Genomic DNA, 13,083 nt, shown 5'->3' with positions numbered 1-13,083 from the left:
GTCCTACTCCTTCTTACTTTTTGCATTTTTTACGGTTTGCGCTAGTAACATCGCAATCGTCATTGGGCCTACTCCGCCAGGCACTGGTGTAATCGCACTTGTGAGTGGCGCCACTTCTTCAAATAAGACGTCTCCACAGAGTTTTCCTTCCTCATTACGATTAATGCCGACATCAATGACAACGGCTCCTTCTTTTACGAAGTCTTTTGTAACAAGTCCTGCTTTTCCTACTGCACTTATGAGAATATCAGCTCGTTTAGCAACTTTGGCTAAATCTTTAGTACGGCTATGACAAACGGTAACCGTCGCGCCGTGATTTAATCCTAAAAGCGCCATTGGACGACCGACAATCGTACTTTGGCCGATAATCACCATCTCTTTACCAACAAGGTAGATATTGTATTCTTTGAAGAATTCCATAATACCTTGTGGTGTACATGGAACAATCGATTCATCCTTTTGTAGTAACTTCCCTAAGTTCACTGGATGGAACCCGTCCACATCTTTATCAGGAACAATCGCTTCCAAGACTGCATCTGTATCGATGTGTTTTGGCAGAGGCAATTGCACTAAAATCCCATGGACGCTAGCATCATGGTTTAGTGTATTCACGTATTCTAATAGTTCTTCATGTGTCGTTTCTTCACTGAGGCGAATCACGTTTGAATGAATGCCTACTTCAGTTGCTGCACGTTCTTTGTTACGCACGTACACTTGGCTAGCTGGGTCTTCTCCAACGAGAATCACTGTTAGTGAAGGTGTAACCCCACTCTTAGAAAGTTGTTGTACTTCGTGTTTTAGTTCTTCTCTTATTTTTCCAGCTAATGCTTTCCCATCTAGAATTTGCGTCATAGAAGTCTCCTTTTTTCAAAATAATATGTAATGGTGATAAAAATAAAATATGTATGGCAGAATTAACATATGTGTGAATTAACATATATGTTAATTTTGAGCGCGAAGAAGGTGGCAGGGATTGTGATTGCTCACATCCTTTGTAGTTGAACTCGGGCTCACATCCTGTTTTTAGTTGAGCTCGCAATCGAAGAAATGGCGTGCGTTTCCCGAAACATCCGCAGAACGTTTCACGTTCCTTCTGGTGTTCCGGTCCAACGTTCCATTTCTGGGCGCGATTGCTCACATCCTTTAAAAAAGAGTCTGAAACTGTTGCTTCAGACTCTTCGTGTAGTAGAATCTTACCCGTTTACTAAGTTTGATAAGATACCATTAATAAATTTCGCTGATTTTTCGTCACTGTATGTTTTTGCGATTTCAATTGCTTCGTTTAACGCTACAGTTTGTGGAACTTCTAATTCTGGAGAAGTCATTTCGAAGATAGCTACTCGCATGATGATTAAGTCTAAACGGACGATACGGTTTAACTTCCATCCTTTTAAGTATTTTTCGATTAACGCGTCGATTTTCTCGACGTTATTTTGAACTCCTCGTACTAATGCTATGCTGTACGCAATTTCTGGAACTTCGTTAAGTAACTCTTCTTCCGTAATTGCTTCGATAGAATAAGGTGAATCTTCTGAGCATTCCAACGCAAGACTAAGCGCATCTACAATGTGCATTTCAGGCGACACATCTAGTTGGTATAAGGCTTGAATCGCCAAAACTCGTAGTGCTCGTCTTTTTAATGGTTTACGACTCACTATTCATCCCCCAATTCAAATAATTCTGCATCTTCGTGATGCACTGGTAAAATTTCTTGAACGTGAACATTCACTTGTGAAATCACTAATTCACAGCTGAATAATAATTGTTCTTTAATTTTGTTTTGCAATAATAGAGCTGTTTTTGGAATTGAAACACCGTAATCTACATTTCCGTAAATATCAATTACGAATGATCCGTTTTCTTCTGTTAAATAAGCCCCTTTAGATAATTGTTTTCCACCAAAAATAGTGTTTAAGAATCCAGGAACTGGATAGAAGCCTTCCACTTGCGCAGCTACAATCCCTGCAATGCTTTCGATAACTTCAGGAGCAATCTCAATTGCACCTAATTCTTGATCTTTAGAATATTTTTTGTTTTGTTCCATTTTGTAACCTCCCTGTTTGATAGAAAATTACTCATAAAAAGATTTTCCAATTCTCATTTAGTTTACCATGAAACAGCTATTCTCACAACTACCGTCTATTTTAGAGAATAATGAGTTCACGAGGAACTTTTTGAATCACTTCGCCGCCAGTTTCATTGATAATAATATCGTCTTCGATACGTACACCACCAACACCTGGAAGGTAAATTCCTGGTTCGTTTGTAATCACGTTACCTGGTACAAACGCTTGTGTCGCAATACGAGAAACGTTTGGTGCTTCGTGGATTTCAAGACCAATACCATGTCCTGTTGAGTGAGTGAAGTATTCGCCATAACCACGGCTAGCAATATAGTCACGAGCAATCTTGTCTAATTCTACCCCTGTTTTACCAGGAGCTGCTGCTTCGCTTACTTTTAATTGAGCTTGCAAGACAACATCGTGAATTTCTTTTAATTGGTCGATTGGCTCACCAACAGCAATTGTTCTAGTCATATCAGATACATAACCGTTGTAGTAGCAACCAAAGTCAAGTGTTACTAAGTCTCCTGTTTCGATGACTTTAGCACTTGCAACCCCGTGAGGCATTGAAGAACGAACACCACTTGCGATAATCGTATCAAATGAAACCCCAGTTGCACCGAGGCCTCGCATATAGAAGTCTAATTCATTCGCTACTTGAATTTCAGTTACACCTGGTTTGATGAAATCTAAAATGTGTAAGAATGCAGCATCTGAGATACGGCAAGCTTCACGGATTGTTTGGATTTCTCCTTCATCTTTAACTTCACGAATTTTTTCTACAATGTTTTGTGTTGGAATTAATGCTGTATCAAACGCATCTTCGAAGATTTCTAGTTGAGAAACTGAAACATGATCTGCTTCAAATCCAACAAATTTTAAGTTATTTTCGCGAATGATTTTTTCAAACGCTGGAACCCAACCTGTTTTATGTTCAATCACATGGAATCCTTTTGCTTGTTGTTGTGCTTGTTGTGTGTAACGAGCATCTGTTACAAAATAAGCATCTGTCAATGTGATTAATGCAAATCCTGTTGTTCCAGTAAAGTTTGCTAAATAACGCAAATTGTATGGGCTATAGACGATAAGTCCATCAATTTCTTGTTCTTTCATGGAATTTCTTACTTTTTCTAAACGTGTCATAATTGTTCCCTCCAATGAAAATGGTAACTCTAGTATAACAAAAAAGAGCCTAACAAAAAAGTCAGGCTCCTTGGAATTTTCATCAAATTCTAATATTGGTTAAATCGCTCTAAACGTTGGCTTACAATTTCTTCTTTCGATTTCTGTGACCACTCATTCAATTGAACTTCTAATTGTTCTCTCGTATCTAAAGCAATCTCTTCATTTGTCTTTTTCTTTTCTGGAATAATGCGGTCTACAATCTTTTGCGCCAACAAATCCTTACTTGTAAATTTCATAAGTTCAGCGGCTTGACTGGCTTTAGAACCATCTTTCCACAAGATGGAAGCAAATCCTTCTGGAGAAAGAATCGAATACATCGCATATTCCATCATCCAGACTTCATTGGCAACAGCAAGCGCTAATGCTCCACCACTTCCGCCTTCACCACAAAGGATGGCGATAATTGGAACTTTCAAGTGGCTCATAATACGAAGATTATCCGCAATGGCTTCACCAATCCCACGTTCTTCTGCAGTGGCCCCGCAGAAAGCACCAGCTGTGTTAATAAACGTCACAACAGGGCGATTAAACTTCTCGGCTTGTTTCATTAAACGTGCACTCTTACGATATCCTTCTGGATGGACTTGTCCGAAGTTTGTCTTCAAGTTTTCTTGAAGCGTATGCCCCTTCTCCATCCCAATCACCGTAACAGGCTTGCCGTTTAATGTCGCAATTCCACCTACAAGGGCTTTATCATCGGCGTAGTAACGGTCTCCGTGTAATTCAATAAAGTCGTCAAATACGGCGTTAATCCATTCTTTTGTGGTAGGACGTTTCACATCACGTGCCAACGCAACAATTTTCATTGGTTTCATGCATTCGCCCCCTTTCCATGAAGGACAAGTAGACGATGAATCATCTTCTTCATTTCTTTACGGTGAACTACCGCATCGATAAATCCTTGTTCAAGAACTGTTTCCGCTTGTTGGAAATCATCTGGAAGTTTTTGGTTCATGGTTTGTTCCACAACACGTTTTCCAGCAAATCCAACGATAGCTTTTGGTTCTGCTAAAATAATGTCGCCTTGCATCGCAAAGCTTGCAGTGACGCCTCCTGTAGTTGGATCCGTCAATACTGTTAAATAGAATAATCCAGCTTGATGGTGTTCTTCCACAGCTCCTGAGATTTTCGCCATTTGCATGAGAGAAAAGATTCCTTCTTGCATTCTGGCACCACCTGAAGCAGTAAAAATCACAACTGGCAAGTGGCGTTTAATTCCCTCTTGGAAAGCTTTCGTGATTTTCTCACCAACGACTTGTCCCATTGAGCCCATCATGAAGAATGAGTTCATGACGCAACAAATAAAGGATTCTTCACCAATCGTTGCCACACCGACTGTTACAGCTTCATTTTCTTTGGCTACTTTTGAGGCTTTCTCCAATTTCACTTCGTACCCTGGAAAGGCTACATCCACTTTTGGCTTTTCATCCTCAAAGAGTTCCTGGAATGTATCTACTGTAATGGCTAATCGTTCAGCCGCATTAATTCTAAAATGAGCATCACAGTGCGGACAAACTTTTAAGGATCCTAAATCCTCTTTGTAGACAATCTTGTCACAAGAAGGACATTTCACCCATTTCCCATCCGGAACTGTAGGTAACTCAGACTGTTCAGATAAGTCTACTTTGGTACGATTAATAGTGATATACGACCGTTTTCTAAACAGACCCATCTAATCACTCCTTTACTAAATCATTCTATTTCTCTTTTGGTTGATTCCAGTGTTTCAAAAATTCAGTTTCAACATACGCAGTTGTATAGTCCCCACGTCTAAATGCTGGTGAATCTAATAAATCTTCAACGAATTCTTGGTTGGTATCGACACCTTCTACCACGAGTTCAAAAAGCATACGTTTCATGCGAAGAATCGCTTCTTCACGGGTTTTACCGTGCGCAATTAGTTTCGTTAACATTGAATCGTAGAATGGTGGGATTTGATACCCTGTATACAATGCGGATTCAATACGAACACCCATCCCACCAACTGGTTGGTGTAAGAATGTTACTTTCCCTGGAGAAGGACGGAAGCCTTCAAATGGATTTTCAGCGTTTAAACGACATTCAATCGCATGACCTTCGAAAGTAATATCCTCTTGCGTAAATGGTAATGGTTCTCCTGCAGCAATCTTAATTTGTTGTTGTACAAGATCCACATTCGTAATCATTTCCGTAATCGGATGTTCTACTTGAATACGCGTGTTCATTTCCATGAAATAGAAATGTTTTTCTTCATCTACAAGAAACTCAATTGTTCCTGCATTTTGATAGCCGACTGCTTTAGCAGCACGTACAGCAGCCTCTCCCATTTCTCTTCTAAGTTGAGGGGATAGAGATGGACTTGGTGCTTCTTCAATAATCTTTTGATTTTTACGTTGAAGCGAACAGTCACGCTCTCCTAGGTGAACTACATTTCCGTGTTGATCGGCAAAAATTTGAAATTCAATATGTTTGGCTGGATAAATAATACGTTCCATGTACACATCGGCATTTCCGAAGGCTTGTAAGGCTTCTTGACGCGCAGTCACAAATTGATGTTCAAATTCTTCAACTGTTTCAACACGACGAATCCCTTTACCGCCACCACCGGCAACCGCCTTAATTAAAAGCGGGAATCCGATACGCTTGGCAAGTTCAATACCTTCTTCTACGGTTGCGACAACATCATCACTACCAGGGATTACTGGTACATTGGCCGCAATCATTTGTTTACGCGCTTCAGCTTTATCCCCCATTTGAGAGATCACTTCGCTTGAAGGTCCAATGAAAGTGATATTGCATTCAGCGCACATTTTGGCAAATTTAGCATTTTCTGATAAGAATCCAAACCCTGGGTGAATCGCTTGTGCCCCTGTTGTAACGGCAGCGCTCAAAATATTTTCAACCTTTAAGTAAGAATCTTTTGAGGCAGCTGGTCCGATACAAACGGCATGGTCGGCTAATTGTACATGAAGAGCATCTTTATCCGCTTGGGAATAGACGGCTACCGATTCAATTCCTAACTCGCGACAAGCACGAATAATGCGGCAAGCAATCTCTCCACGGTTTGCGATTAGTACTCTATTAAACATAGGCTTAACGTCCAATAATAAAGGTTAATTCAGCTTCTGCGACTTTCTTACCATCGACATAAGCAACGCCTTTACCGATTCCTGCATATTCTTTTAATTTCACGATATCCACTTGAAGTGTTAACACATCTCCTGGAGTTACTTTTTGACGGAATTTAACATTGTTTAATCCACCTAAGTAAGCTGTTTTTCCTTTGAAAGAATCTAATTTCAATAATGGAATTGAACCCGCTTGTGCTAATGCTTCAACGATTAACACACCAGGCATTACAGGTTCACCAGGGAAATGTCCTTGGAAGAAGCTTTCGTTAAATGTCACGTTTTTACGTGCCACAACGTGCTCACCTGGTACTAATTCATCTACACGGTCAATAAATAAAATTGGGTAACGGTTAGGGATTAACTCAGCTACGTCAGTTACAGTCATAATGTTCATCTTAATTTCCTCCTAAAATTGGGTTTAGCGAATCGCAAATAGTTTTTGTCCGAAATCAACCATTTGGCCGTTTTCTACTAGGACTTCTACAACTTCACCATTGAAGTCGCTCTTAATTTCGTTCATGATTTTCATTGCTTCGACAATACATACAGTGTCGTTTGAAGTGATTTGTTTACCCACTTGTACAAATGGATCTGCATCTGGTGAAGATTGTAAGTAAACCACCCCAACGATTGGGCTTGTAATGTATTTTGCATCTGCTGCAACTTGTGGAGCTTCTTGAGCTTCTGCAGAAGGAGCGGCATTTACTGGTGCAGCTTCTACTGGACTTGCCACGTTTGCAACTGGTGCAACGGCATTAGAAACGACTTGAGGATATTCCTCGCGTTTACTAAATTGCACTTCGAACTCTTCGTTTGATAAATGAAACTCAGTCATGTTTGAATCATTGAACAAAGTCATTAGTTCTTTAATTTCTTCTACATTCATGTATTAATCCTTCCATTTCTTCACGCAGATTACGGCATTATGTCCGCCGAAACCTAACGAATTACTAATTGCTACGTCTACTTTTGTAGAAACTCCAACGTTTGGAGTTACGTTTAAGTCACAAGCTTCGTCTTGCTCTGTTACATTAATCGTTGGTGGTACGAAGTCTTCTTCAACTGCTTTCACGCAGGCGATAGCTTCGATAGCACCAGCAGCCCCTAATAAGTGTCCAGTCATTGATTTTGTACTTGAAACATGAACCTTATCAGCAGCTTCTTTTAACGCATAACGGATTGAAGTTGTTTCAGCTGAATCGTTTGCTGGAGTACCAGTTCCGTGAGCATTCACATAGTCCACTTCACTTGGAGCTACTCCTGCTTCTTCGACAGCTTGTAAGATTGCTTTACCAGCGCCGCTTCCATCAGGATTTGGAGCTGTCATATGATAAGCATCTCCTGTAGCACCATATCCAACAACTTCTGCATAGATTTTAGCGCCACGTTTTTGTGCGTGTTCTAGGCTTTCAAGAACAAGAACTCCTGCTCCTTCACCCATTACGAATCCGCCACGTTTTTTATCAAATGGTAATGAAGCTGCATCTGGATTGTCACTGCTTGATAATGCTGTTAAAGCAGCAAATCCAGCAATTCCGATTTCACAAATTGAACCTTCAGCACCACCGGCTAAAATCACATCTGAGTAACCATGTTTAATGTTACGGAACGCTTCACCGATGGCATGTGTTCCTGTTGCACAGGCTGTTACTAATGATGTACATACGCCACGTGCTCCGATTTTCATTGAGATATTCCCTGCAACCATGTTTCCGATGGCCATTGGAACGAATAATGGAGCTACACGAGTTGGACCTTTATCATGCATTTTGATGATTTGGCTTTCCATTACTGTTAACCCACCGATACCAGAACCAACCATAACGCCAAAGCGGTCATAGTCTGTATTTTCTGGAGTAATACCGCTGTCTTCAACAGCTTGGATTGCTGCAGCAAGTCCGTATTGACAGAATAAATCCATACGTTTTGCTTCTTTACGATCCATGTATTTTGTAGCATCGAAGTCTTTTACTTCAGCCGCCACATGAACATCTAAGTCTTTTTTATCAAATTTTGTAATTGGAGCAATTCCGTTCTTACCTTCTTTAAGGCCTTCCCAGAAGCTAGCTACATCATTTCCTAAAGGAGTGATTGCTCCCATTCCTGTAATTACTACTCGATTCATTGTTTTCCTCCTTTAAGAGATTACATGTATAATCCGCCGTTAACGTTTAGTACTTGTCCTGTAACGTATTTTGCTTCCGCTAAGAACACACATGCTTCAGCAATATCTTCTACTGTACCGAAACGACGTACTGGGATTTGTTTTTCCCATTCATTACGAATCTTTTCAGGTAATGCTTGTGTCATATCTGTATCGATGTATCCAGGAGCAACAGCATTCACTGTAATCCCACGAGAACCGATTTCTTTAGCAACAGATTTTGTTAAACCAATGATTCCGGCTTTACTTGCGGCATAGTTTGCTTGACCTGCATTCCCTGTAACCCCAACGATACTTGTAATGTTAATAATGCTTCCTGATTTTTGTTTTACGAAAACTGGAGTCGCAAAACGAATCATATTGAAATATCCTTTTAAGTTAATATTCATTACATCGTCAAAATCAGATTCACTCATACGCATTAATAAACCATCACGCGTAATTCCAGCGTTATTGACTAACACGTCGATGCGTCCAAAACGCTCTTTTACTTCGTTAATAAAGTTTTCAGCTACGTCGAATTTCGAAACGTCTCCAACAAACGTCATTACTTCACCAGGATAAGCATCAAATTGCGCAAGTGTTTCTGCATCAATTTCACGAGTACCATTTAAAACAACATTAGCGCCAAGTTTAGCGAATTCTAATGCGATTCCAAGACCGATACCACGACGGCTCCCTGTTACAACAACTGTTTTATCTTTAAATTTCATTTCGTTATCCTTTCAGTTCCTTTACTTTTTCAATGGTTTCATTCATTGCTTTAAGGCTATCTGTTTGGAATAATTGAACAGAGGCACCTTTTGCTTTGGCAATTTGTTTCACCATTTGCGTCAATGTTTTTCCAGGACCTACTTCAATAAAGACATCTACGCCATCTTGAAGCATCCACTCTACATTTTGTTTCCATTTCACGGCATTTGTAATTTGATCACAGAGAACACCCTTTGAAGGAACGCCTTCATGTGGTGTGCCTAGCGTATTGCTTAATACAGGGCATTTACTTTCGTGTAACTCTGCCACTTCCATCTCTGGAGCAAAACGAACTTTCGCTTCTTCCATTAATGGAGTATGGAAAGGTCCAGATACCACAAGTGGTACAGCTCTTTTCGCGCCAGCTTCTAAGCATTTTTCGTTTGCTGCGTCTACTGCTTCTGCATGACCACCAATCACTAATTGACCTGGTGTGTTGTAGTTTGAAGGAACTACAAGAGCTTCTGGTGTAGAGACTTCACGGCAAATGTCTTCGATGACATTGTCTTCAAGCCCTAGTACGGCTACCATCTTCCCTTCACCTTCCACAACCGCTTCTTGCATATATTGACCGCGTTTTGCGACTAAGTTTAGAGCTTCCTTGAAGTTAAGGACTCCTGCTTCAACAAGCGCTGAATATTCACCTAGAGACAATCCAGCAGTCACATCAGGTGTGATACCTTCTTGTTCTAAGACGCTTGCTAATGCATGAGAAACCGTTAATAACAACGGTTGTGTATATTCTGTTTGATTGATACGTGCGGCAGGTTCTTCCAAAAGAATGTCCGTCACACTGTATGGCAGAACGCTACTTGCTTCTTCAAAGACAGCTTTTGCCACTTCAAAGTTGTCAGCAATTTCTAAGCCCATTTGTGCTTTTTGACTCCCCTGACCTGGAAATAAAAATGCGATTTTCATGAGTTTCCTCCTATTGCGCTGTAAAAAAAATGGTGGAAGTATGCTAAATAAGCATATTTCACCATTCCTTTTTTCATTTAATTAAAAACGTGCAAGTTGTTTTTGGATGACTTCATGAGATTCTGCCATCAATTCTTGGATGATTTCAGAACAGCTTTGTTCTTTTGAAATTAAACCAGCGATTTGACCAGCCATCATTGATCCCATTTGAGTATCCCCTTCAACTACGATTCTACGTAGAGCTCCACGTCCAATATCTTCTAAGCGTTCGAAGTCTGGATTTTCTTTACCAGTTTCTTCTTTTTCAGCTTGTAAGTAGATTTTTGTTAATTTATTACGTAACACACGTACAGGATGTCCTGTAATTTGTCCTGTAATAACTGTGTCGATATCTTTAGCTTTTAATACAGAAGCTTTGAAGTTATCGTGCGCAGTACATTCAGTCGCAACAAGGAAACGAGTTCCAAGTTGAACTGCATCGGCACCAAGCATTAAAGCTGCTGCCATACCGCGTCCGTCACCAATTCCTCCAGCACCAATTACTGGAATGTTTACCGCATCCACAACTTGTGGTAAAAGTGCCATAGTAGTAGACTTACCAATATGTCCGCCTGCTTCCATACCTTCTACAACAACAGCGTCTGCGCCTTCTTTTTCCATTCTTTTCGCTAGAGCAACTGAAGCCACAACTGGAATTACTGTAATTCCTGCTTCTTTAAATTTCGCCATGTATTTGCCAGGGTTACCAGCACCGGTACAAACCACTTTCACGCCAGCCTGACAAACGACATCCACAACTTCATCAACAAATGGACTTAATAGCATAATATTTACACCATATGGTTTGTCTGTTAAACGTTCCATCTCTTCGATGAATCCTTTAACGACATCGCCAGGAGCGTGTCCACATGCAACGATTCCTAAACCGCCGGCATTGGACACTGCACTTGCAAGCGCAGGATTTGCAACCCATGCCATCCCTCCTTGGATAATCGGATATTCAATTCCAATCATGTCGCAGATTCTTGATTTCATGTGTTACCATCCCTTTTTTAAATTATTTGTCTGCTAATTGAGCATCAACGTAGTTTACTAAGTCTTGAACTGTTTCTAGTCCTTCTTCAGTATCGATTTTTACATCGAATTCATCTTCGATATCGTTGATGATTTGGAATAAATCTAAGCTGTCTGCATCTAATTCGTCTTTAAGACGAGTTGTTAATTGTACTTCTTCTTCCTCTTTACCTAATTGATCTACGATAATTGCTTGAATTTTTTCAAATGTCATTGTGTTTTCCTCCAATAGTTTAAAATTATAATGTTATTGTGATACTTCCCCAGGCAAGGCCTCCGCCAAAACCTGATAAAAGTAATTTTGTATTTTCTCCAATTTTCAATGTCCCGTTTTCTACGAGTTCATTGAGTAAAATCGGAATACTTCCAGCCGAAGTGTTTCCAACGTGATCGATATTCATTGGGAATTTTTCGATCGGTTGTTTTAATTTCTTAGCCACTTGTTCGACTAAACGACGATTTGCTTGATGTAACAAGTACAAATCAATATCGTCGGCAGTATATCCAGCCTTTTGTAAAGTCTCTTGGATATTGACTGGAACAGTTTTGCTGACTAATTCATAAACGCCTCGACCATCCATTGTCATGGTTGAAAGTGTTTGATTTGTCATTCTTTTTCCAGCGACTAATGCCTCAGATTTCTGTCCATCATTTTGTAATGTTTCCGCCAATAAAAATGGCTCTTCATCTTTTTGTAAAAGAACAGCTCCAGCGCCATCTCCAAAGAGAATAGCCGTTGAGCGGTCTTCCCAATCGAGTGAACTGAGCATTGTTTCTGCTCCGATGACGATTCCGTATTTTCTTTGACCATGTTCCAACATTTTTAAACCTGTTGATAAGGCAAAGACAAATCCGCTACAAGCAGCACTGATATCAAATGCGAATGCATTCGTTGCTCCGATTGCTCCTTGTACAAGTGACGCGCAAGAAGGACTTGCTGCATCAGGTGTCATCGTTGCTACAATGATAAATTCAATGGATTCAGGAGAGATATTGCTCTTTTCAACTAAGCGTTTTGCGGCAATTGTCGCAAGTTCACTTGTTGTCTGTTCTTTTGCCCAATAACGGGTTTTGATTCCTGTTCTCTTAACGATCCATTCATCAGAAGTATCTACTCGTTTCGCCCAGTCATCGTTTGTAATCACGGACGTTGGGAGATAGGAACTTGTCGCTATCACTTGAACCCCCACAATGTCTACTTCCCTTCTTGATTTGCTAGTACAGCCTCGTGTAAGAAATCATATAAATTATGAAGTCCTTTAACAAGAACTGCCATTTCTTCAGCATTCATTCCCTCGATAGTTTTTAAAACTAATTTCTCGTGGAATTTACGATGAAGACGATAAAGTAAGCGACCTTTCTTGGTCAGACCTAAAATTACAATTCTTCGATCGGTTTCACTCTTCAAACGAACAACATAGCCTTTTTTCACTAATGCATTTACTGCAACTGTTAGCGTCCCAACAGTAACATTTAATTTATTAGCGACTTCTGTTGTCGTATGTTCGTTATACATTCCAATCGCTTCAATGGCATGCATCTCTTTAATGGATAAATCATTAAATTGGCTTTGCGCCAGCGAAGATTCTTCAATGTCGAGCATTTGATTAAAGACGTCCACCAAATACCCGTTTATGGTCTCTAGAGTTGGTTCCATAAAAGATTTTCTCCTTTTTGTTTGAATATCAAATCATTTGATAATCAAAGTATATAGGATAGATAGTTTGATTGTCAAACCTTTTTTTGGTGTTTATTTTGAACTTCAAACTATTTTCAAAATTTAAAAAGCTTACATTCCTTTTAAATTAGGCATTAT

Annotated in this window: 16 protein-coding genes; all 16 read right to left on the bottom strand. The window is 40.0% G+C overall.

Annotation, left to right across the window (positions count from 1 at the left end; genetic code table 11):
- Positions 1 to 3: 3 nt before the first annotated feature.
- The 16 genes from folD to ADH02_RS07815 all read right to left on the bottom strand — a co-directional run bounded on the left by folD (position 4) and on the right by ADH02_RS07815 (position 12,924).
- Positions 4 to 852 (bottom strand): bifunctional methylenetetrahydrofolate dehydrogenase/methenyltetrahydrofolate cyclohydrolase FolD, encoded by an 849-nt coding sequence (folD, locus tag ADH02_RS07890; protein WP_048783982.1) that lies wholly within the window; start codon positions 850 to 852, stop codon positions 4 to 6.
- 341 nt (positions 853 to 1,193) lie between these two features.
- Positions 1,194 to 1,655: a transcription antitermination factor NusB gene (gene nusB, locus ADH02_RS07885; protein ID WP_048783980.1), complete on the bottom strand. Its 462-nt coding sequence runs from the start codon at positions 1,653 to 1,655 to the stop codon at positions 1,194 to 1,196.
- Positions 1,655 to 2,044 carry an Asp23/Gls24 family envelope stress response protein gene (locus ADH02_RS07880; RefSeq protein ID WP_048783979.1) on the bottom strand — a complete coding sequence of 130 codons (390 nt, stop codon included), beginning with the start codon at positions 2,042 to 2,044 and terminating at the stop codon, positions 1,655 to 1,657. Before ADH02_RS07880 ends, nusB begins: the two co-directional genes overlap by 1 nt.
- A 100-nt stretch (positions 2,045 to 2,144) precedes the next feature.
- Complete coding sequence (locus ADH02_RS07875) at positions 2,145 to 3,209, bottom strand: M24 family metallopeptidase (RefSeq protein WP_275043197.1); 1,065 nt, start codon at positions 3,207 to 3,209, stop codon at positions 2,145 to 2,147.
- A gap of 86 nt (positions 3,210 to 3,295) precedes the next feature.
- Complete coding sequence (gene accA, locus ADH02_RS07870) at positions 3,296 to 4,063, bottom strand: acetyl-CoA carboxylase carboxyl transferase subunit alpha (protein WP_048783976.1); 768 nt, start codon at positions 4,061 to 4,063, stop codon at positions 3,296 to 3,298.
- Positions 4,060 to 4,920, bottom strand: a complete 861-nt coding sequence (gene accD, locus ADH02_RS07865) for an acetyl-CoA carboxylase, carboxyltransferase subunit beta (protein ID WP_048783973.1) — start codon at positions 4,918 to 4,920, stop codon at positions 4,060 to 4,062. The genes accA and accD overlap by 4 nt, the downstream gene beginning before the upstream one ends.
- Positions 4,921 to 4,945: 25 nt before the next feature.
- Complete coding sequence (gene accC / locus ADH02_RS07860) at positions 4,946 to 6,316, bottom strand: acetyl-CoA carboxylase biotin carboxylase subunit (protein WP_048783971.1); 1,371 nt, start codon at positions 6,314 to 6,316, stop codon at positions 4,946 to 4,948.
- Positions 6,317 to 6,320: 4 nt separating this feature from the next.
- Positions 6,321 to 6,743 carry a 3-hydroxyacyl-ACP dehydratase FabZ gene (gene fabZ, locus ADH02_RS07855; RefSeq protein WP_192831712.1) on the bottom strand — a complete coding sequence of 141 codons (423 nt, stop codon included), beginning with the start codon at positions 6,741 to 6,743 and terminating at the stop codon, positions 6,321 to 6,323.
- A gap of 33 nt (positions 6,744 to 6,776) precedes the next feature.
- Complete coding sequence (gene accB, locus ADH02_RS07850) at positions 6,777 to 7,244, bottom strand: acetyl-CoA carboxylase biotin carboxyl carrier protein (protein WP_048783970.1); 468 nt, start codon at positions 7,242 to 7,244, stop codon at positions 6,777 to 6,779.
- A gap of 3 nt (positions 7,245 to 7,247) precedes the next feature.
- Positions 7,248 to 8,483: a beta-ketoacyl-ACP synthase II gene (fabF, locus tag ADH02_RS07845; protein ID WP_048783967.1), complete on the bottom strand. Its 1,236-nt coding sequence runs from the start codon at positions 8,481 to 8,483 to the stop codon at positions 7,248 to 7,250.
- A 20-nt stretch (positions 8,484 to 8,503) separates the two neighbouring features.
- Complete coding sequence (fabG, locus tag ADH02_RS07840) at positions 8,504 to 9,235, bottom strand: 3-oxoacyl-[acyl-carrier-protein] reductase (protein WP_048783966.1); 732 nt, start codon at positions 9,233 to 9,235, stop codon at positions 8,504 to 8,506.
- A 4-nt stretch (positions 9,236 to 9,239) separates the two neighbouring features.
- Positions 9,240 to 10,193 carry an ACP S-malonyltransferase gene (fabD, locus tag ADH02_RS07835; RefSeq protein WP_065427034.1) on the bottom strand — a complete coding sequence of 318 codons (954 nt, stop codon included), beginning with the start codon at positions 10,191 to 10,193 and terminating at the stop codon, positions 9,240 to 9,242.
- Positions 10,194 to 10,274: 81 nt separating this feature from the next.
- Entirely contained in the window at positions 10,275 to 11,228 is a 954-nt protein-coding gene (fabK, locus tag ADH02_RS07830) for an enoyl-[acyl-carrier-protein] reductase FabK (RefSeq protein WP_048783962.1), read from the bottom strand.
- A gap of 22 nt (positions 11,229 to 11,250) precedes the next feature.
- Positions 11,251 to 11,481 carry an acyl carrier protein gene (locus ADH02_RS07825; protein ID WP_048712258.1) on the bottom strand — a complete coding sequence of 77 codons (231 nt, stop codon included), beginning with the start codon at positions 11,479 to 11,481 and terminating at the stop codon, positions 11,251 to 11,253.
- 25 nt (positions 11,482 to 11,506) lie between these two features.
- Positions 11,507 to 12,457, bottom strand: coding sequence for a beta-ketoacyl-ACP synthase III (locus ADH02_RS07820; RefSeq protein ID WP_048783960.1), 951 nt, complete (start codon positions 12,455 to 12,457; stop codon positions 11,507 to 11,509).
- A 5-nt stretch (positions 12,458 to 12,462) separates the two neighbouring features.
- Positions 12,463 to 12,924, bottom strand: coding sequence for a MarR family winged helix-turn-helix transcriptional regulator (locus ADH02_RS07815; protein WP_048783958.1), 462 nt, complete (start codon positions 12,922 to 12,924; stop codon positions 12,463 to 12,465).
- Between the last annotated feature and the right edge of the window lie 159 nt (positions 12,925 to 13,083).

Origin of the sequence: Streptococcus sp. 263_SSPC (assembly GCF_001071995.1) — a bacterium.
Taxonomy (GTDB): Bacteria; Bacillota; Bacilli; order Lactobacillales; family Aerococcaceae; genus Granulicatella.
The sequence above is the reverse complement of the archived record's forward strand: the minus strand, read 5'-3'. Positions and strand labels throughout refer to the sequence as shown.

Bases quoted from the DNA above. Each gene is read 5' to 3' on its own strand.
- folD (WP_048783982.1), bottom strand. From the start codon at position 852: ATGACGCAAATTCTAGATGGGAAAGCATTAGCTGGAAAAATAAGAGAA.
- ADH02_RS07880 (WP_048783979.1), bottom strand. From the start codon at position 2,044: ATGGAACAAAACAAAAAATATTCTAAAGATCAAGAATTAGGTGCAATT.
- accA (WP_048783976.1), bottom strand. From the start codon at position 4,063: ATGAAACCAATGAAAATTGTTGCGTTGGCACGTGATGTGAAACGTCCT.
- accD (WP_048783973.1), bottom strand. From the start codon at position 4,920: ATGGGTCTGTTTAGAAAACGGTCGTATATCACTATTAATCGTACCAAA.
- accC (WP_048783971.1), bottom strand. From the start codon at position 6,316: ATGTTTAATAGAGTACTAATCGCAAACCGTGGAGAGATTGCTTGCCGC.
- fabZ (WP_192831712.1), bottom strand. From the start codon at position 6,743: ATGACTGTAACTGACGTAGCTGAGTTAATCCCTAACCGTTACCCAATT.
- accB (WP_048783970.1), bottom strand. From the start codon at position 7,244: ATGAATGTAGAAGAAATTAAAGAACTAATGACTTTGTTCAATGATTCA.
- fabF (WP_048783967.1), bottom strand. From the start codon at position 8,483: ATGAATCGAGTAGTAATTACAGGAATGGGAGCAATCACTCCTTTAGGA.
- fabG (WP_048783966.1), bottom strand. From the start codon at position 9,235: ATGAAATTTAAAGATAAAACAGTTGTTGTAACAGGGAGCCGTCGTGGT.
- fabD (WP_065427034.1), bottom strand. From the start codon at position 10,193: ATGAAAATCGCATTTTTATTTCCAGGTCAGGGGAGTCAAAAAGCACAA.
- fabK (WP_048783962.1), bottom strand. From the start codon at position 11,228: ATGAAATCAAGAATCTGCGACATGATTGGAATTGAATATCCGATTATC.
- ADH02_RS07825 (WP_048712258.1), bottom strand. From the start codon at position 11,481: ATGACATTTGAAAAAATTCAAGCAATTATCGTAGATCAATTAGGTAAA.
- ADH02_RS07815 (WP_048783958.1), bottom strand. From the start codon at position 12,924: ATGGAACCAACTCTAGAGACCATAAACGGGTATTTGGTGGACGTCTTT.